The 18999-nt window shown below is 72.8% G+C and carries 15 protein-coding genes and 1 tRNA gene; 9 read left to right on the top strand and 7 right to left on the bottom strand.

The window, feature by feature from the left end; translation table 11 throughout:
• Window positions 1–343 precede the first annotated feature (343 nt).
• On the top strand, window positions 344–2038 hold the full coding sequence (locus OG730_RS25185) for an MFS transporter (protein ID WP_327306374.1): 1695 nt from the start codon (window positions 344–346) through the stop codon (window positions 2036–2038).
• 75 nt (window positions 2039–2113) lie between these two features.
• Window positions 2114–2935: a hypothetical protein gene (locus OG730_RS25180; protein WP_327306373.1), complete on the top strand. Its 822-nt coding sequence runs from the start codon at window positions 2114–2116 to the stop codon at window positions 2933–2935.
• Window positions 2936–3389: 454 nt separating this feature from the next.
• Here the strand turns inward: OG730_RS25180 and OG730_RS25175 are convergent, their stop codons facing one another.
• From OG730_RS25175 to OG730_RS25165, 3 genes are all read right to left on the bottom strand, one after another.
• Complete coding sequence (locus OG730_RS25175; protein ID WP_327306372.1) at window positions 3390–4262, bottom strand: DivIVA domain-containing protein; 873 nt, start codon at window positions 4260–4262, stop codon at window positions 3390–3392.
• 134 nt (window positions 4263–4396) lie between these two features.
• Window positions 4397–6853 (bottom strand): SUKH-4 family immunity protein, encoded by a 2457-nt coding sequence (locus OG730_RS25170; protein ID WP_327306371.1) that lies wholly within the window; start codon window positions 6851–6853, stop codon window positions 4397–4399.
• 7 nt (window positions 6854–6860) lie between these two features.
• Window positions 6861–7910: an SMI1/KNR4 family protein gene (locus OG730_RS25165; protein WP_327306370.1), complete on the bottom strand. Its 1050-nt coding sequence runs from the start codon at window positions 7908–7910 to the stop codon at window positions 6861–6863.
• A 230-nt stretch (window positions 7911–8140) separates the two neighbouring features.
• Here OG730_RS25165 and OG730_RS25160 point away from each other — a divergent pair, with 230 nt between their 5' ends.
• On the top strand, window positions 8141–8788 hold the full coding sequence (locus OG730_RS25160; protein ID WP_327306369.1) for a YwqJ-related putative deaminase: 648 nt from the start codon (window positions 8141–8143) through the stop codon (window positions 8786–8788).
• 5 nt (window positions 8789–8793) lie between these two features.
• Complete coding sequence (locus OG730_RS25155) at window positions 8794–9321, top strand: SUKH-3 domain-containing protein (protein WP_327306368.1); 528 nt, start codon at window positions 8794–8796, stop codon at window positions 9319–9321.
• 181 nt (window positions 9322–9502) lie between these two features.
• On the opposite strand, the gene OG730_RS25150 is transcribed toward OG730_RS25155, so the two are convergent.
• From OG730_RS25150 to OG730_RS25140, 3 genes are read right to left on the bottom strand one after another with little or no spacing between them, the layout of a single operon-like run.
• Window positions 9503–10045: a hypothetical protein gene (locus tag OG730_RS25150; RefSeq protein ID WP_327306367.1), complete on the bottom strand. Its 543-nt coding sequence runs from the start codon at window positions 10043–10045 to the stop codon at window positions 9503–9505.
• Between the two features lie 28 nt (window positions 10046–10073).
• Window positions 10074–10346, bottom strand: a complete 273-nt coding sequence (locus OG730_RS25145) for a hypothetical protein (protein ID WP_327306366.1) — start codon at window positions 10344–10346, stop codon at window positions 10074–10076.
• A 6-nt stretch (window positions 10347–10352) separates the two neighbouring features.
• Entirely contained in the window at window positions 10353–11615 is a 1263-nt protein-coding gene (locus OG730_RS25140) for a sensor histidine kinase (RefSeq protein ID WP_327306365.1), read from the bottom strand.
• A gap of 154 nt (window positions 11616–11769) precedes the next feature.
• Here OG730_RS25140 and OG730_RS25135 point away from each other — a divergent pair.
• From OG730_RS25135 to pth, 5 genes are all read left to right on the top strand, one after another.
• A tRNA-Gln gene (locus OG730_RS25135) sits at window positions 11770–11841 on the top strand.
• Window positions 11842–11950: 109 nt separating this feature from the next.
• The gene (glmU, locus tag OG730_RS25130; protein ID WP_327306364.1) at window positions 11951–13399 is read left to right on the top strand and encodes a bifunctional UDP-N-acetylglucosamine diphosphorylase/glucosamine-1-phosphate N-acetyltransferase GlmU; all 1449 of its coding nucleotides are present in this window, start codon (window positions 11951–11953) and stop codon (window positions 13397–13399) included.
• Between the two features lie 133 nt (window positions 13400–13532).
• On the top strand, window positions 13533–14510 hold the full coding sequence (locus tag OG730_RS25125) for a ribose-phosphate diphosphokinase (RefSeq protein ID WP_112451977.1): 978 nt from the start codon (window positions 13533–13535) through the stop codon (window positions 14508–14510).
• A 192-nt stretch (window positions 14511–14702) separates the two neighbouring features.
• Window positions 14703–15278 carry a 50S ribosomal protein L25/general stress protein Ctc gene (locus OG730_RS25120; protein WP_327306363.1) on the top strand — a complete coding sequence of 192 codons (576 nt, stop codon included), beginning with the start codon at window positions 14703–14705 and terminating at the stop codon, window positions 15276–15278.
• 91 nt (window positions 15279–15369) lie between these two features.
• Window positions 15370–15960 (top strand): aminoacyl-tRNA hydrolase, encoded by a 591-nt coding sequence (pth, locus tag OG730_RS25115; RefSeq protein ID WP_327306362.1) that lies wholly within the window; start codon window positions 15370–15372, stop codon window positions 15958–15960.
• A 111-nt stretch (window positions 15961–16071) separates the two neighbouring features.
• On the opposite strand, the gene ppc is transcribed toward pth, so the two are convergent.
• The gene (gene ppc / locus OG730_RS25110) at window positions 16072–18837 is read right to left on the bottom strand and encodes a phosphoenolpyruvate carboxylase (RefSeq protein ID WP_442815006.1); all 2766 of its coding nucleotides are present in this window, start codon (window positions 18835–18837) and stop codon (window positions 16072–16074) included.
• Between the last annotated feature and the right edge of the window lie 162 nt (window positions 18838–18999).

The raw sequence follows: 18999 nt of genomic DNA, 5'->3' as shown, positions 1-18999 counted from the left end.
CCCTCGTTCTGCCGCGTACGGTCGTCGGTTCGATGTCACTCGGCGCGCTGTGACGCGCTTCATTCGAAGTCTGCTGGGCGGGGTACCGCGGCGCGCTGGTGCCAATCGCCGTATCCATAGGGGTGCTAGCCCTACCCCCCGGACTCCCGCCCTGTAGAAACCAGTTAAGGACCCCCGCGCCCTTTCCTCCTCCTCCCCTGGGACGAAGCGGCCCTGGATCCTTATGAGGACGAACCCCTAGGGGATCTCGCCCGTTGGGACGAGGCGCCCTGAGGGGATACCGCCCCGCAATGCCGCAGTGAGATGGTGTCCGCGCAGGTACGCACGGGGGGAAGGGTTTTTCATGGGCTCAGGGGAGAGCACGGGCGCGAGTACCGGCGACAGTGCCGGAGGCATACCCCGGGGCGAAGCCGCCGGATCCGCAGACCAAGCCTCCGCCAAGAAGGGGGCCGCGACGGATGCCGCGACGGGTCCGGCCACGGCCCCGGCCACGGCTCCGGGTCCGGCTCCGGGTCCGGCTCCGGCTCCGGGGTCGCAGCCCCCGCCCGGGCGACCCCGTACGGCCGTCGTCGCCGCCCTGATGCTGACCATGGGCCTCGTCGCCCTGGACACCGCCATCGTCGCCACCGCCGTCCCGCAGATCGTCGGCGACCTCGGCGGCTTCGCCGTCTTCTCGTGGATCTTCTCGGGCTACGTCCTGGCCGGAACCGTCACCCTGCCCGTCTACGGCAAGCTCTCCGACACCTACGGCCGCAAGCCCGTCCTGCTCCTCGGCATCAGCCTCTTCCTGTTCGGCTCGCTGCTGTGCGCGGCCGCCTGGAACATGGCCGCCCTCATCGCCTTCCGGATCCTCCAGGGCCTGGGCGGCGGCGCCCTGCAGGGCACCGTCCAGACCCTGGCCGCCGATCTCTACCCGCTCAGGGAACGGCCGCGCATCCAGGCCCGGATGTCCGCGGTCTGGGCCACCTCGGCACTGGCCGGCCCCGCGCTCGGCGGGCTGATCGCCACGTACACCGACTGGCGCTGGATCTTCCTGCTCAACCTGCCGCTGGCCGCCGCCGCCCTGTGGATCATCAGCCGCCACCTGGTCGAGCCCACCCTGCCCCCCGGCCGCACCGGCCCGGTCGACTGGCGGGGAGCCGTCGCCGTCTTCGCCTGCGGGGGGCTGCTGCTCTTCGCGCTGGTGCAGGGCGGAGTCGCCTGGCCCTGGCTGTCGGCGCCCTCGCTGGGGCTGCTGGGAGCGAGCGCCGCGCTGGGCGCGCTCGTCGTCCGGATCGAACGCCGGGCCGAGCAGCCCATCCTGCCCGGCTGGGTGTGGCGCCGGCGCACCATCGCCGCCGTGAACCTGGCCATGGCCGGGCTCGGGCTGCTGATGGTCGCCCCGATGGTCTTCATGCCGACGTACGCCCAGAGCGTCCTGGGCCTCGGCCCGACCGGCGCCGGCCTGGTCACCTCCGCGATGACCCTGAGCTGGCCGATCAGCGCCGCCCTCGCCCAGCACGTCTACCGGCGCATCGGCTTCCGCAACACCGCCGCCACCGGGGTCGCCCTGGCCGCCGCCGTCCTCGGCGCCTTCACCCTGCTCCCCTACCCCCCGCCGGTCTGGCAGCCCGTCCTGATCATGCTGCTGCTGGGCGGGGCCCTCGGCCTCTTCCAGCTCCCGCTGATCGTCGGGGTCCAGTCCACGGTGGGCTGGCAGGAGCGCGGAACCACCACGGCCTCGGTGCTGTTCTGCCGCAACGTCGGCCAGAGCGTCGGAGCGGCGCTGCTGGGGGCCGTGGCCAACGCCACCATCGCCGGCCGGCTGGCAGACGCCCCGGTGGCGGGTCTCCCCTCGAACCTGGACGACGTCTCCAAGGCCCTGACCCACCCGGACCTGCTCGCCCCCGAGGCCGCCGAGTACCTGCGCCGGGCCGTGGCCGCCGCCGGGGACCACATCTTCCTCGGCGCGACCCTGGCGGCGGCCGCGTCGGCGCTGGTGCTGCTGCTGGTGGCGCCGCGGCGGTTCCCGGTGCTGCCGGAACAGCGCGAGGGCTGAGCCCGGGCAACTTGTCATGCCCGGACCGAACCGGTAACCCTCTTCGGAGACGCCGCACTCCCGGGGGGACCACACATGACGTCCGCGCTCTTCGCACTCGCCTTACTCGCCGCCCTGGCGGGCCCGATCGTCCTGCGCCTGCTCCGCCACCCCGGCTTCGTCACCGGCCGCGACGGACGCCTCTCCACCTCGATCACGCTCGCCCTGGCCTGGACCGTGATCCTGCTCTGGCTGCTCCTGGCCACCCTCGGCTACGGACTCACCGCGGGCGGCGGCGTCGACTGGTTCCAGGGCCCCGAGGGCCCCCTGTCCTCCCTGACCACCGTCTACCTCCCGCTGCTCGGGGGTCCGTACGCCGCCCTCATCGCGGCGAAGGCGGTGGTCGGCATGCGGGTGGAGCGGGGCTCCATGGCCAAACCCGCGCCCAAGGGCACGGGGCGGCGGCCGATCCACGACCTGATCGCGAACGACGGCGGGCGGACCGACCTGGTCGACCTGCAGTACGTCGCCCTGAGCGCGGTCACGATGCTCTACGTCGTCACGTTCTTCCTGTCGGACGTGGGCGGCGGGCTGCCGAAGCTGCCCTCCGAGATGTGGGCGCTGACGGGGGCGCCGGCCGGCGCGTACCTGTTGAACAAGGTGGCGATCCGAGGCAATCCGGTGATCACCAGGGTCTCCGTCGCGGACGGCCTCCTCTCGGTCGAGGGCGGCGGCTTCGGGGACGCCCCCCGGATCGAACTGGACGGCACGCCCCTCCCGACCACCGTCACCCCGCCGGGGGCCCTGTCGGCCCCCCTCCCCCCATCGGCGCCGCCCGCCTTCACGGTGATGGTCACCACCCACGGCCTCCGCAGCGACCCGTCCCCCTACGTCCCCCCGCCCACCCAGCCGTCCTGACGCACCCACCCCGCTGCGCGGGGCCTCTAGGCGGGTGCGGCCTGGTGGGCCCTGCGGGGCTGGATCCCCTACCCGCCCTTCCACCGTTCCCCGGGCCGGCCCGGACCCGGTCCTCAAACGCCGGACGGGCTGAAAGCAGGGGTACCGGGCTGCGCCCGGACCCCTGGGGCTCCGCCCCAGACCCCGGTCCTCAAACGCCGGACGGCTGAAAGAACGACCCCGATCGGGGGCTGCGTACCGGGGTCGGGGACGGGGGCGGGGTGGGGTGTTGGCCGGGACGTAAAGCGTGATTTGTGGCGCACTACTCGGGATTACTGTCGAAGTACGGCACAGGGCGCCTAAATCATGCAGTCCAGGCCGACACCCCACCCCGCCCCCGGCACCGACCCCCCACCCGCAGCCACCCCGCGCCCAGGCCAACCCCAGCCCCGCCGGCGCTTGAGGCGCAACGCCGCTAGCCCTCCGCCGGCGCACGCCCCGTCAGCGCCGCGAGGCTGGAGCGGACGTGGTTCATGTGGGCCCGCATCTCGTCCTGGGACTCCCCGTGTTCCCGAAGGATCCGCTCCGTCTCCCGACCGACCCGCTCCTCCCGCACCCGCGCCTCCGCGATCAGCTCCGCCGCCCTCGCCTCGGCGTCCTCCTGCCCGTGCCGCGCCGTCTCCTGGGTCTGCGCGAACGCCCGCTTCGCCTCCGCCAGCCGGGACTGCGCGTACCGTTCCAGCTCCGCCTCCCGCGCCGCCATCTCCGCCTCCCGCGCCGCCAGCTCCCGCTCCGCCGCGTCCCAGCGCTCCGCGTGTTCCTGCTCGCGCTCGGCGAGCATCGCCTCCGCCCGGCGCGCCGTGTCCGCCAGCACGGCAGCCGCCTCCGCCCGCCACGCCGCCGCGTCGTCCCGCGCCTCCGTCCGCGCGTCGTCCGCCTCGCGCCCCGCCCGCAGCAGCGCCTGCCGGGCCCGGACTTCGGTCTGCTCGCGCACCGCCTCCGCGTCGCCGCGCGCCAGCTCCGTCACCCGGTCCGCGTGCGCCTCGGCGGCGCCCGCCGTCGCCAGGGCGTCCGCCCGCGCGTCACCCCGTAGGGTCTCGGACTCCTCCTCGGCCAGCAGCAGGATCCGGCGGGCCCGCTCGCCGAGTTCGTCGTACGTCTGCGGGGCCAGTCCGGAGACCACCACGCGCAGCCGCTCCGCCTCCGCCTCCATGTCCCTGGCCAGCACGGTCAGACGGGCCACCCGCTCCCAGGCGTCGTCCCGGCCGCCCGACAGCCGGGCGAGGTACCGGTCCACCTCTTCCGCCCGGTAGCCACGGCCACGCACGGTCGTAAAGGGTGCACTCATCCTGGAAGCGCCTCTCTCGCGGGGGTTCCTGCCAAGGATGCGTCATTTGCTCCCGGAAGCCCGAATGGCCGGGCCGAGACCCCGTTCGAGGGTCACGACCCGGCCATCCGGATCAGCCGTGGATCAGCGGGGGATCAGAGGAGGCCGTCCCACATCTGCTCCAGCAGCACCGACCACCAGTTCTCCGGCGACGCGAGCGCCGCGCTGTCCAGCCCCGCCAGATTCGCCTGGAAATCGACGGTCCAGCGGCCCGCCTGCTCCGGCGTCAGATGCTGGCGCAGCCGCCACATGTGACCCAGCATCGCCAGGGACCGTACGAACTGCGGCAGCGAGGAGTTGACGAACTGCGGGGGCACCGGCGCCCCGCCGGGACCGCTCTCCACCGGGACCGCGACGATGTGCGCGGTTCCGTACTGCACGCACAGCGCCTTGCCGAAGTCGCTGCCCACCACCAGGTACGAGCCCGCGTCCGAGGCCGGCTGCACCTGCCGCTGCGCGGCCAGTTCGGCCAGCGTCGGCAGCGGTGCGCCCGGTACGGCCTGGGCCCAGAAGAACGGCCCGAAGTCGACGGGCAGGCCCGACCACATCAGCGTTTGCGCCACGATCTCCGGCACGCCCTGCCGGGACACCGCGCGCTGCTCGAAGCGGAACACCCCCTGCGGGCCGAACGCCCCCGCCAGTTCCTGGGCGATCGCGTCCAGCGGGATCGCCGGCTGCAGGGGCACCTGCGGCAGCGGTGCGCGCACCGGCGCGGGGCGCGCCGGGCCGTCCGCCACCTGGTGCAGTTCGCCCTGGTGGGTCAGCAGGTGCCGCATGCCCTGCTGCCGGCCCGCGTGGTCCGTCCCGTACGGGGCCACGTTCGTGATCCGGACCTGCGGCCAGGTCTCCCGGATCATGCGGGCGCAGTAGCCGCCGGGCAGCTCGCACGAGGCCAGCTCCGTGTGCAGCTCCAGCACCTGCTGCGGAGGCACGTTCATCGCCCGCAGCTCGTAGAGGATCTGCCACTCGGGGTGCGGGGTGCCGGGCGCGGACCGGCGGATGAGCTGCTGCTCGGAGCCGTCGGGCGCGCGGTAGCGCAGCACGGCCTGGTAGCCGGGGCCGACCGTGGGCACGCCGGGGTTGGCGGCGGGTGACTGCGGCGCCGGTACGGGTGCCTGCGGCGCGGGACCGGGCGGGCCGGGCTGCTGCGGCCCGCCGGGACCGGCCAGCATCGTCGCGGCGTACGCGTCCCCGCGCCCACCGGACGCCCCCGGAGCACCCGGAGCCCCCGGCGGACCGGGAGGCGCGAGCGGCTGCCCCGTCACGGCCGGGCCCGCCAGCATCGTCGCGGCATGGTCCAGCCCGCCACCGGGCACGCCGGGGGGACCGGGCGGCGCCGGCGGCTGCCCGGCGCCCTGCGGAACACCGGGCCGGCCGGGAGGACCGGGCGGGCCGGGAGGCTGCGGACCACCGGGACCGGCCAGCATCGTCGCGGCGTACGCGTCCCCGCGCCCACCCGACGACCCGGACGACCCCGGACCCCCGGGACCCCCCGGAGCCCCCGGCGGACCGGGAGGCGCGGGCGGCTGTCCCGTGACGGCCGGGCCCGCCAGCATCGTCGCGGCATGATCCAGCCCGCCACCGGGCGCACCGGGCACGCCGGGCGCCCCCGGAGCTCCGGGCGGACCGGGCTGCCGCGGACCGCCGGGGCCCGCCAGCATGGTCGCGGCGTACGAAGGCGACTCCCCGGCCCCGCCCGGCGCACCGGGCGGACCCGGCGGAGTCACGGGCGAGGGGGCCGCGGACCGGTTGACCCGCGCCTTGCTCGTCGGCGCGTCGGCGATGTCCCCACCGGACGCCGGCCCCCGCCCCGGCCCGGACTCCGGATCCAGCGCGGGCACGACGGCGGTCTTCGGCAGTTCACTGCCCCTGGGCATCAGGGTCGTGCGCGCCTCCGGGCCCGGCCCCGAGGACGCCGGGGCGTCGTCCAGGTCCGATCCGGACAGCGGCGGCGCGAACACCGTCGCCGGCAGCGGTACGGACACGGAGTCCGCACCGGGGTTCACGTCGGTCCCGGCCCAGGGCGTGGCCCCGGTCGGGACCTCGGCGGGCACCCCGTCGTTGGCGGTCGGCTCGTAGGGGACCTCTCCCCCGCGCCGCAGGGGCACGGGCTCCGCCACCGGCTCCGCGGAAGCGGCCACGGCGACAGCCGGGCTCACCGGAGCAGCCGGAGCCGCCGGGATCCCGGCCCGGTCCGCCGCCTCCTGGAGCCACTCCGGCGGACTCAGCATGAACGAGGTCTGCTCCGAGTCGATGCGCGGCACCGGCACCGAAGCCTCGGCCTGCGCGGCCGACGCCCCGTACTCCTCCTCGTAGCGGCGGATCACCTCACCCACCGGCAGGCCGGGCCAGAGCGTCACCTCCCCGCTGTCCCGCGCGATGACCAGCCGCTGCCGGCCGCCCCCCGACACCGGGCCCGCGGGGCGGTCCTCCGCCCACACCACGAAACCGAGTCCGAACTCCCGTACGCGCACCTCGCGGTGCTGGTACGCGGGCACGTCCCCGTTGATCCATTCCTCGGCGCGCTCCTGCGCCTGCGCAAACGTCACCATCGCGCCGTCACCTCTCCACCGGTGCCGCTGCCTGACCGGCACCCGGAACCGAACGCTCCGCCGAACCCGCGCCCGTGCCCGTACCCGTCACGGGAACCGAGCGCGCGAATCCGCCGTCCACCATCAGACCGGCCACCGTTTCCAGTTCCGGCGGATTGCCCGCCAGCCGTTCCAGGAAGGCGTCGAAATCCGCACCGCACGGCAGCAGCAACCGCTCCACGCGTTCCTGCACCGACCAGCCGTCCTGGTCGCGCGCGTCGTCGTACGGGGAGAACCAGACCGAGCCGATCCCCTCCCCGCGCACCTTCACCGCGAGCAGCCCGCCCTGCACGAAGGCCACGCACAGGTAGTCCTTCGTCAGGTGATCCCGCAGGCACTTGTTCATGTAGACGAGGTCGTTGACCGCCGCCTCCTCGCGCACGGTGAAGAACGGCTGGTCCACCAGCAGTCCCAGTTCCACGTCGAGCCCCGTGCCCACGGGCGCGCAGCCGCCCGCCGCCTTGAGGAAGGAGCGGTAGGCCTCCGGGAGCCGGTAGCCGAGGTCCTCCTCGACGCCCTGGACCTGCTGTTCGGTGACCGAGACCACCGTCTTGGGCAGTCCCAGGTGCACCGGGCGCACCTCCTGCAACGGCCGCGACCCGCGCTTGACGTGGTCGACCGCGGCCGTCGCCAGACCGGCGTGGTGCCTCAGCAGCGACTTCACCTCGACCGGTACCAGCTCCATGCGGCGCGTGCCGGACACGTGGTGCCAGGTCCAGCCGTGCGGGGTCGACACCGGGCCGACGGTGTCCCACAGTTCGTGGCCGCCTCCCCGCATGGCCGCGTTCGCGGACACGCAGTCCGTCAGGCGCAGCTCGTCCACGCCGAAGCCCTCCGGGGGCTCGGCGATCTCGACGGCCGCGCGCGCGTACAGCGCGAAGTCGGGATGTCCGTTCGCGTCGATGCGGACTCCGTGGGGATGGCGCGCGGCCCGGACGGGGTCCGGGAAATGCACGACCTGCCCCGAATAAGCGGCGTTGGGTGGCGCGGCCTCATGCCCGAGCCGACCTGTCGTCATGGCGGTAGCCCCCTGCTGGATCTGGCTGGTTCACCACAGCCTATGTGCTCCGGCGAGGACGTCACCCGCACGTGCGCGGGGACCCCGCGGGAGGGCCGGGAAGTTCCGAATTGATACGAATATTCGACCCCGCTTCCACATGCCACGGGACATTTGACAGGCTGTCCCCACAGCACGGGGGCGTGCGCGACAGCGGTCAGCACCGCGGCCACGGGAGGGAAAGCGCAACCATGCACGACACGGCGACACGTACAGAACCGGCCGACGCCCACTCAGGAGGCGCGGGAGCCCGGGGATCCGCGGACCCCTCGGACGCCCGCGACCCCGCGGCCCTTACGGGGACCAGCGGCCCGGCGGCCGTCCCGGCGCAGGCCCGCGCCGCGGCCGACCAGGGCCCCGGCGACCCCCGCCTGCGCTGGGGCGGCGGCGGTGACGGCCGCCCCGCCGTGCCCGTGCTCCGCTTCCGCCGCGACGGGATCCTGCCCACCGTGGCCGCCGCCCTGTCCGTACGCGGGGAAACCCTCACCGGCACCGCCGGCAAGGCCGACCTGCCGCCCGTACTGCACGCGCTCGTCCAGGATTTCCTCGACACCCTCACGAGCGGCCAGCGCGAACGTTTCACCGGCCGATGTCCGGAGGCGATCCTGCTCTCCCGGCACCTCGCCACCGTCGAGGGCGCCCGCAGCAAGCGCGCCTCGCGCAAGCCGCTCACCCCGAGCGAGGCCCGCCGTTCACTGAAGCACTCCAAGATCACCGCCCGCCGCATCCGCGAGGACGGCGACCCGCTCCACGGCAGCTACGCACCTCCCTGCCGCTCCTGCGAGGCCCTCCTCGCCCACTTCGGCGTACGCCCCGTCGACCTCTCCCACCCCGAGTAGCCGCCATGACCACCACCTCCGCTTCGTACGCCCGCTCCTCGGCCGCCCGCTTCCCCGTCGCCGTGGACTCCGCCCTGCGCACCGCGGGCTGGGAACCGGGCCGCTGGGACATCAAGCAGGCCGAGTACTGGGCCGACGCCCTGCGCGACCACACCACCCCCGCCGGGCACCGGCACACCGTCTTCCCGGCGGCGGTCGAAGCCTGGGCGGAGTTCGGGAACCTCACCGTCAGCACCGCGGGCCCCGGCCGCCAGATCGCGCCCACCGCGATACGCCTGGACCCGCTCACGGGCCTCCACCTCGCCCGCACCTTCGCGGACCTCGGCCGCGCCCTGTCCACCCAGCTCTGCCCGCTGGGCGTCGAGGCCGACGGAACGTCCCACCTCGCCCTGGACCGCGAGGGCCGCGTCTACTGCGTGGACCACACCGGCGACTGGTACCTCGGCGCGACCCTCGACGAGGCCCTCACCCTCCTCCTCACCGGCCTCCAGCCGACCCGCCTGACGACGGGCCAGACCGAAGGCCCGGCCTAGGTCGTCTCTTTCGGATCTTGTCGGCCGAGTCCGCGGCGCCTGGTGCCGTGCCTGGGCGTGCTGTCGGGGCGCTCGCGTACTGGGCGTACGTGGTCGCCTCGGCAGTGCGGCCAGGCGCGGTGCCAGGCGTCGCGGGCCCGGCAAGATCCGAAAGAGACGGCCTAGGGCCTGTCCTCTCCCCCTACGCCTCGAGCCCGGGGAGCCGCTCCCCTTCGCCCGGGTAGCGGCCCTCCTCCAGCCGGAAGACGTACGCCCGCAGATCGGCGGCGAGCCCGCCCTCCAGATAGGCCCGGAACTCCCGTGCCCCCACGGCGGCGTCCCGGTCGGCGGGATGGACGCTGTCCCCGTACTCGGCCAGCGTGAGCGCCAGGTGCTCCTCGACCCGGCCCCGCCCGGCCCACCAGTGGCGCACCGTCTCCGGGGTCCACCAGCGGTCCCCGTCGTAGGCGTACTCCTGGAAGGGCTCCTCGTCCGCCGCGTTCACCACCTCGCGCACCTCGCCCGGGCCGCGCGGCTGCCGGAAGACGTACTCGAGGCTGCCCTCGGTGCTCGCCGCGTACATCACGTTGCTCGGCGCGTTCAGCCGCCCGGTCCAGCACGTGTCCGTCTCGCCCGTGTAGAAGGGCCCCGGCACGTTCAGCCAGAGCCGCTTCTCCCACCGCCCCTGGAACAGCTTCCGGTCCTCGTCCGTCAGCCCCGCCACCGGATCCCAGCCCACCGTCATCTACTCTCCCCCTGTTCGCCGCCACACCTCACAGCTCCGGCAGCCGCTCCCCGGCCTCCGGATACCGGCCTTCCTCCAGCCGGAAAAGATACGCCCGCACATCACCGGCGAGCCCGCCGGCCAGGTACCCCTGGAAGTCCCGCACTCCGGCAGCCGCATCGGCGTCCTCGGCACTGCCGCCCGCCCCGAAATCCGCGAGCGCCTCGTCCAGGTGCCGGGCGACCCGATCCCGGCCCGCCCACCACGCGCGGACCCCGGCCGGGGTCCAGCGCAGATCCCCGTCGCAGTAGTCCCAGACCATCCGCCGCTACCCCCGATCGCCCGGCAGGACCGCCGAGACCTTGAAACCGCCCTCGTCCGTCGGGCCGGACACGAACACCCCGCCCAGGGCGAGCACCCGCTCGCGCATGCCGACCAGGCCGTTCCCGCCGCTCGGCAGCCCCGGCTCGGCCGCCTTGCCGTCGCAGGGGCCGTTCTCCACCTGCATGGCCACCTCGCCCTCCCGGTGCGCCAGCCGTACGACGACCCGGGCGCCCGCGGCGTGCTTGTGGCAGTTGGTCAGCGCCTCCTGGACCACCCGGTAGGCGGTCTGCTCCACCTCCGCCACGTACGCGGAGTACGCGCCGCGCACGTCCAGCTCCACGGTCATCCCGGCCGCCCGCGACTGTCCGACCAGCGCCTCCAGCTCGCCCAGCGTCGGCCCGTCGTCGAAGCTCCCGATCAGCGCCACCGGGGCCGTCGGGGCCGCCGGCCTCGGGGCCTGGGCGCGCAGCACCCCGAGCATCTCGCGCAGTTCCGTCAGCGCCTGCCGCCCCATGTCCCCGACCAGCGCCGCGTTCTTCGCCGCCTTCACCGGATCCTTGGCGGCGATCGCCTGGAGCGCCGCCGCGTGCACCACCATGAGCGACACCCGGTGCGCCACGACGTCGTGCATCTCCCGGGCGATCCGGGTCCGCTCCTCCGTACGGGCCCACTCGGCCCGCTCCTCCGCCCGGTCCGCGAGCAGCGACAGCTCCCGCTCCAGCGAGTCCGCCCGCTCCTGCAGGCTCTCCATCAGCCGTCTGCGGGCCGCCGTGTACAGCCCGAACAGCACCGGCGGCACGGTCAGCGCCACCGCCACGAACACGGACAGGGTGATGACGATGGTCAGGGTGACGTCGGGCTGGTGCCGGGTCCTCATGTACATCACCACGAAGGTCGCGGCCAGCGACATCGACGTCAGGGTCGCGGTGATCCGCCGGGGCACCTCGGAGGCGGCCAGCGTGTACAGCCCGACCACGCCGAGCAGGAACCCCATGGCCGCCGGCGACACCGCGATGCCGACGAGCACCACGAGGATCGGCCAGCGCCGCCGCAGGACCAGCACGGTCCCGATCAGCAGCCCGAACAGCACCCCGGCGAAGACCGGGATCCCCGCCTCTCGGGCGAACCCGACGCCCTCCACCCCGCACTCGACGGCGGACACCGCGCCGAGCCCCACGTCCAACACGGCCGACCTGCGGTCGTCCCACCACAGGGGCCCGTCCCGCCCGGCCCCCGCCTCTCCCTGCTCTTCCCCCGTACTGGTCATACGGTCCAGCCTACGCAGCGGGTACGGCCGGGAGGCGAGCGGAAATCCCGCTGAAGGGCACGGATTTGTACCGTCGCATTCAGGGCGCCCGGTGCGGCATAGTAGGTCCCGTCGGCTCGACCACCAGGGCGCAATGTCCGGTTAAGTCGATTAATCCCCTGTGGTGTAATTGGCAGCACTGAGGCTTTTGGTGCCTTATGTTCGGGTTCGAGTCCTGACAGGGGAGCTCCACGGTCCGGGTCCTGACGTGCACAGTCGGGACCCACCCTCGTTTAGGGCCTTAAACCCACCGGTATCCTTCACGGGTCCACCACCCGAAGCCGAAGGGCACACCCGTGAGCGCCAACCGCCCGGCAGCCGTCGTCGTACTCGCAGCGGGTGAAGGCACCCGCATGAAGTCGGCCACACCCAAGGTTCTGCACGAGATCAGCGGGCGCTCGCTCGTCGGTCACGTCGTCGCCGCCTCCCGCGAGCTGGACCCCACCCACCTCGTCGTCGTCGTCGGGCACGCCCGCGAGCAGGTCACCGCGCACCTCGCCGCGATCGACGCCGACGTCCGCACCGCGGTCCAGTACGAGCAGAACGGCACCGGGCACGCCGTCCGGATGGCCCTCGAAGAGCTCGGCGCCGACCGTCCCGCCGGCACCGTGGTCGTCGTCTGCGGCGACACCCCGCTGCTGACCGGCGAGACCCTGGCCGCGCTGACGGCCACGCACGAGGCCGACGGCAACGCCGTCACCGTGCTGACCGCCGAGGTCCCCGACTCCACCGGGTACGGCCGGATCATCCGCGGCGCCGACGGGGCGGTCACCGCCATCGTCGAGCACAAGGACGCCACCGACGCCCAGCGCGCCATCGCCGAGATCAACTCCGGGGTCTTCGCCTTCGACGGCGCCCTCCTCGCCGACGCCCTCGGCAAGGTCCGCACCGACAACAGCCAGGGCGAGGAGTACCTCACCGACGTGCTCGGCATCCTGCGCGAGGCCGGCCACCGGGTCGGCGCGGCCGTGGGCGCGGACCACCGGCAGATCCTCGGGATCAACAACCGGGTCCAGCTCGCCGAGGCCCGCGCCCTGCTGAACGCCCGCCTGCTGGAGCGCGCCATGCTCGCCGGCGTGACGATCGTCGACCCGGCGAGCACGCTCGTCGACGTGACGGTGACTTTCGGCCAGGACGCGATCGTGCACCCCGGCACCCAGCTGCTCGGCACCACCCACGTGGCCGAGCTGGCCGAGGTCGGCCCCAACACCCGCCTGAAGGACACCCACGTCGGCGCCGGCGCCCGGGTGGACAACACCGTGGCGGACACCGCCGTCGTCGGCCCCTCGGCGAGCGTCGGCCCCTTCGCGTACCTGCGTCCGGGCACCAACCTGGGCGCGAAGGCCAAGGCGGGCACGTACGTGGAGATGAAGAACGCCACGATCGGCGAGGGCACCAAGGTCCCGCACCTGTCCTACGTCGGCGACGCGACGATCGGCGAGTACACGAACATCGGCGCGGCCAGCGTGTTCGTGAACTACGACGGTGAGCACAAGCACCACACGACCGTCGGCTCACACTGCAAGACGGGTTCGGACAACATGTTTGTGGCTCCCGTCACCATCGGGGACGGCGCCTACACCGCCGCCGGCTCCGTGATCACGAAGGACGTGCCGCCCGGCGCCCTGGCCGTGGCCCGTGGCCAGCAGCGGAATATCGAGGGTTGGGTGGCCCGCAAGCGTCCGGGAAGTGCCGCCGCGACAGCGGCTCAGTCGGCGGTCCGCGAGGACTCCGCCGAACGCTGAGGTGAACTGACCGGAAACGGCTACGCCCGATACGGCGTACCGTGATAGGTGAACGCAATTCGGCTGGCTCACCGTGTGCGGGACGGACGCACATGGGGGCGAGCAGCTTTCCCACGTCTGAGGAGACAGTGCTGTGACCGGGATCAAGACGACCGGCGAGAAGAAGCTGATGCTCTTCTCCGGCCGCGCCCACCCCGAGCTGGCCGAGGAGGTCGCGCACCAGCTCGGTGTCGGCCTCGTGCCGACCAAGGCTTTCGACTTCGCGAACGGCGAGATCTACGTCCGCTTCCAGGAGTCGGCGCGTGGCGCGGACTGCTTCCTGATCCAGAGCCACACGGCTCCGATCAACAAGTGGATCATGGAGCAGCTGATCATGATCGACGCGCTCAAGCGCGCGTCGGCACGCTCCATCACCGTGATCGTCCCGTCCTACGGGTACGCCCGCCAGGACAAGAAGCACAAGGGCCGCGAGCCGATCTCGGCCCGCCTGGTCGCGGACCTGCTGAAGACCGCCGGTGCGGACCGCATCCTCACGGTCGATCTGCACACCGACCAGATCCAGGGCTTCTTCGACGGCCCGGTCGACCACCTTTCGGCCCTGTCGGTCCTCGCGGACTACGTCGGCGCCAAGGTTGACCGCTCCAAGCTGACGATCGTCTCCCCGGACGCCGGCCGCGTACGCGTCGCCGACCGCTGGTGCGACCGCCTGGACGCCCCCCTGGCGATCGTGCACAAGCGCCGCGACAAGGACGTCGCCAACCAGGTGACCGTCCACGAGGTCGTCGGCGAGGTCAAGGGCCGCGTCTGCGTCCTGGTCGACGACATGATCGACACGGGTGGCACCATCTGCGCCGCCGCCGACGCGCTCTTCGCGCACGGCGCCGAGGACGTCATCGTGACGGCCACGCACGGCATCCTGTCGGGCCCGGCCGCCGACCGCCTGAAGAACTCCAAGGTCAGCGAGTTCGTGTTCACGAACACCCTGCCGGACCCGTCCGACCTGGAGCTCGACAAGATCACGGTGCTCTCCATCGCCCCGATGATCGCCCGCGCCGTGCGCGAGGTCTTCGAGGACGGCTCGGTCACCAGCCTGTTCGAAGAGCAGCAGTAAGCACGACCTCTGTGCGTGAGATCGTTTTTGGGTACGGCCTCCCCGCCGGGTACACTCCTTGAGTTGCTCGGCGAGGGAGGCCGTTCCCGTTTTCACGGGTATGGATGCTCCGTTATCGACGCGCTCTTCGTAGCAGGCCGTGTTCCGGCCGGGTGACTGTCGTCCATTTCCGTCACCCCACGAGGAGTGAGCATGTCCGAGATCAAGCTTGCCGCGAAGGTCCGCGAAAACTTCGGCAAGGGCTCTGCCCGCCAGGCCCGCCGCGACGCCCTGACCCCTGCGGTCATCTACGGCCACGGCACCGACCCGAAGCACGTCAACGTGGACGCCCACGCGCTCCAGCTGGCGCTGCGCACCCCGAACGTCCTGCTCTCCCTGGACATCGAGGGCGCCGGCACCGAGCTGGTCATCCCGAAGGCCGTTCAGAAGCACCCGCTGAAGCGCTCGATCTCCCACGTCGACTTCCTGATCGTCAAGAAGGGCGAGAAGGTCACCGTCGACGTCGCGATCGTCACCGAGGGCGAGCTGGCCCCGGGCGGCAACATGCTGGAGACCCTCCAGAACACCATCTCCGTCGAGGCCGAGGCCACCCACATCCCGACCGAGGTCACCGTCTCGATCGCGGGCCTGGAGGCCGGTGCCACCATCACCGCCTCCGACCTGGTCCTGCCGGCCGGCACCACGCTGGCCGTCGACGGCGACATCGCCGTCCTGCAGGTCATCGGTGCGGGCACCGAGGAGCCGGCCGCCGAGGGCTCCGAGGCCTGAGCCTCACCGCTCACCCTCAGCACTTGCTGAACGACCGCCGTCCGGCTCCACTGGAGCGGGACGGCGGTCGTCTTCGTATAAGGAGCTTTTGATGTCGGACGACGCGGCGCCCTGGCTGATCGTGGGTCTCGGGAACCCGGGTGCGGAGTACGCGGGCAACCGCCACAACATCGGTTTCATGGTCGCCGACCTGCTGGCGGACCGGATGCGCGGCAAGTTCAAGGCGCACAAGGCCCGCGCCCAGGTGGTCGAGGGCCGGATGGGCCCGCCGGGACCGCTGAACCGGCGCGTGGTGCTGGCCAAGCCCATGTCGTTCATGAACCTGTCCGGCGGCCCGGTGACGGCGCTGCGGGACTTCTACAAGGTGCCGCTGGACCGGATCGTCGCGGTCCACGACGAGCTGGACATCGACTACCCGACGCTCCGGCTGAAGCTGGGCGGCGGGGACAACGGCCACAACGGCCTCAAGTCGATGACGAAGTCGATGGGCCCCGACTACCACCGGGTGCGCTGCGGCATCGGCCGCCCGCCCGGCCGGATGCAGGTCGCGGACTTCGTCCTGAAGGACTTCTCCTCCACGGAGCGCAAGGAGCTGGACTGGTTCGTCGACCGTTCGGCGGACGCCGTGGAGTGCCTCATCCAGGAGGGCCTGGAGCGCGCGCAGTCCACGTACAACAGTTAGAGGGGCCAACAGTTAGAGGGGCCAACAGCTGGAGGGCCAACAGCCAGAAGCACGCGCGGAGGGCCCGCACACCGTCCGGTGTGCGGGCCCTCTGCCGTGCCGTACGAAACCTCAGCCGGTGTTGCGCAGACCGGCCGCGACGCCGTTGACGGTCAGGAGCAGCGCCCGGGACAGGATCGGGTCCGCCTCCTCGCCGCGCTCGGCGGCCGCCCGCTGGCGGGCCAGCAGGGAGACCTGGAGGTAGGAGATCGGGTCCAGGTAGGCGTCACGGACCGAGAAGGTCTGCTGGAGGACCGGGTTGGAGTCGAGGAGCTTCTCGCCCCCGGTGATCCGCAGGACCTCACGGACGGTCAGCTCGTGCTCGGCCTCGATGCGGGCGAACACGTGCTTGAGCTCGTCGGGCACCAGGGTGTCGACGTAGTGGCGGGCGATCCGCAGGTCCGTCTTGGCCAGCGTCATCTCGACGTTGGACAGGAAGTTGCGGAAGAAGTGCCAGCGCTCGCCCATCTCGGTCAGCGCGTCGCCCTGGCCCGCCTCGCGCAGGGCCTTCAGGCCCGAGCCGACCCCGTACCAGCCGGGGACGATCTGGCGGGACTGGGTCCAGCCGAAGACCCACGGGATGGCGCGCAGGCCGTCGAGGCCGGCGCCCGAGTCGGGGCGGCGCGAGGGGCGCGAGCCCAGGTGCAGGTCGGCGAGCTGGTCCACGGGGGTGGCCTTGAAGAAGTACGCCGGCAGGTCCGGGTCCTCGACGAGCGCGCGGTACGCGTCGTGCGCGGCGTCCGAGACGGTGTCCATGGCCGCGTCCCAGCGGGCCAGGTCCTCGTCGGACTGGCGCGGGGCGGTGTGCAGGGCGGAGGCCTGGAGGGTGGCCGCGACGGTCAGCTCCAGGTTCTCGCGGGCCAGCGACGGTACGAGGTACTTGTCGGAGATGACCTCGCCCTGCTCGGTGACCTTGATCTCGCCCTCCAGGGTGCCCCAGGGCTGCGCGAGGATCGCGTCGTGCGAGGGGCCGCCGCCACGGCCGACGGTGCCGCCGCGGCCGTGGAAGAGGCGCAGGCGCACGCCGTAGCGGTGGGCCACGTCGCGCAGCCGGCGCTGGGCGCGGTGGATCTCCCACTGGGAGGTGGTGATGCCGCCGAACTTGGAGGAGTCGGAGTAGCCGAGCATGACCTCCTGCACGTCGCCGCGCAGCGAGACCAGGCGCCGGTAGGAGGGATCGGCGAGCATCTCGTCGAGGATGACGTCGGCGGCCTTGAGCTCGTCGGTGGTCTCCAGGAGCGGCACGATGCCGATCTTGGCCCAGCCGCCGTGCAGGTCGATGAGACCGGCCTCGCGGGCGAGGACGGCGGCGGCGAAGACGTCGTCGGCGCCCTGGCACATCGAGATGATGTAGGACTCGATGACCTCGGGACCGAACTTCTCGAAGGCGTCCTTGATGGCGCCGAACACGCCGAGGGTCTTCTGGCCGGCCGCGTCGAGCGGGGCCGGGGTGGGCGCCAGCGGGCGGCGCGAGCGCAGCTCCTTGGCCAGGAGGCGGCCGCGGTAGTCGCGGGGCATGTCCGCGTAGCGCCAGGACTCCTCGCCGAGCCGGTCGAAGAGCTGGCCCAGCGCGTGGTGGTGGGCGTCCGCGTGCTCGCGCACGTCCATCGTGGCGAGCTGGAGGCCGAAGGCGGCCAGCGTGCGGATGGTGCGGTCCATGCGGCCGTCGGCGAAGAGCGCGCCGCGGTGCTCGCGCAGGGAGGTCTGGATGAGGGTGAGGTCGGTGAGCAGCTCGGCGGTGCCGAGGTAGTCGCGGCCTTCCTCGTGCGGGGTGCCCTTGGCGAGGCGCTCGCGGGTGTTGAGGAGCTTCTGCCGGATGCAGGTGGCCTTGAGGCGGTACGGCTCCTCGGCGTTCAGCCGCTTGTAGCGCGGGCTGATCTCCGGGAGGCGCTCCAGGTCGGCCTGGAGGGAGGTCAGGAGCTCCTCGGTGGCACCGGTGTAGCGGATGGAGTTCGACAGCAGTCCGCGCAGGAAGTCGATGAGTTCCAGGGCGTCGGTGATGCCGTGCTCGTGCTGGAGGATCAGCACGTCCCGGGTCACGTCGGGCGTGACGTTGGGGTTGCCGTCGCGGTCGCCGCCGATCCAGGTGCCGAAGGTGAGCGGGCGGGTGCCGGCCGGGATCTCGATGCCGACGCGCTGGAGCTCGGCGGCCAGGTCCTCGAGGACGTCGCCGACGGCGCCGGCGTGCAGCTCGTCGAGGTAGTAGATCGCGTTGCGGGCCTCGTCGGCGGGCTCGGGGCGGACCACGCGCAGTTCGTCGGTCTGCCAGACGAGGTCGATGTTCTCCGCGAGGCGCAGGTCGTGGCGGCGTCGCTCGCCGGCGCCCGAGACGGGCTCCTCCAGGAGGGCCGCGATGCGGCGCAGCTTGTTGAGGACGCTGCGGCGGGCCGCTTCGGTGGGGTGCGCGGTGAAGACGGGGCGGACGTTGAGGTTCTTCACCGTCTCGCGCAGGTGCTCGGGGTCCGCGTCCTTGAGCATGTCGGCGGTGCGGGCCAGCAGGCCCCCCTCGGCGGCGCGGTGGGCGCGCAGCTCCTTGCCGCGGTGCACCTGCTCGGTGACGTTGGCGAGGTGGAAGTAGGTGGAGAAGGCGCGCACCAGCTTGGCGGCGGTCTCCAGGTCGGTGTCGCCGAGCAGCTCGGCGGCCGCGATGCCGTCGGTGCGCGTGAGGGCTCGGACGCGTTCGACCAGGTCGAGGAGGTCCTGGCCCTCCTGACGTACGAGGGTCTCGCCGAGGAGGTCGCCGAGGCGGCGGATGTCCGCGCGCAGCTCGGCGTTGGCGGCGCCGGCGGGGGACGTCGCCGGGGCGGTGGTCGAGTGGGCCTGGTCGGCACTGCTCACAGGTGCGGCTCCTTGCAGTGTTTCGAGCGCTACTGGGAGGTGGGCTCCGGTTGCGCGCGGTGGTGCCCGCCCGGACCTTCGTCCGGCGGTGCCACCGCTCCTGATGCGCAGCTCGGGCTGCCCGTGCGGACCGCGCTGTCCGACGACACCAGGATAGGTGGC

The sequence above is a fragment of the Streptomyces sp. NBC_01298 genome, assembly GCF_035978755.1.
In the GTDB taxonomy this organism is placed as follows: Bacteria; Actinomycetota; Actinomycetes; order Streptomycetales; family Streptomycetaceae; genus Streptomyces.
This window is presented reverse-complemented; position numbering and strand designations above follow the sequence as displayed.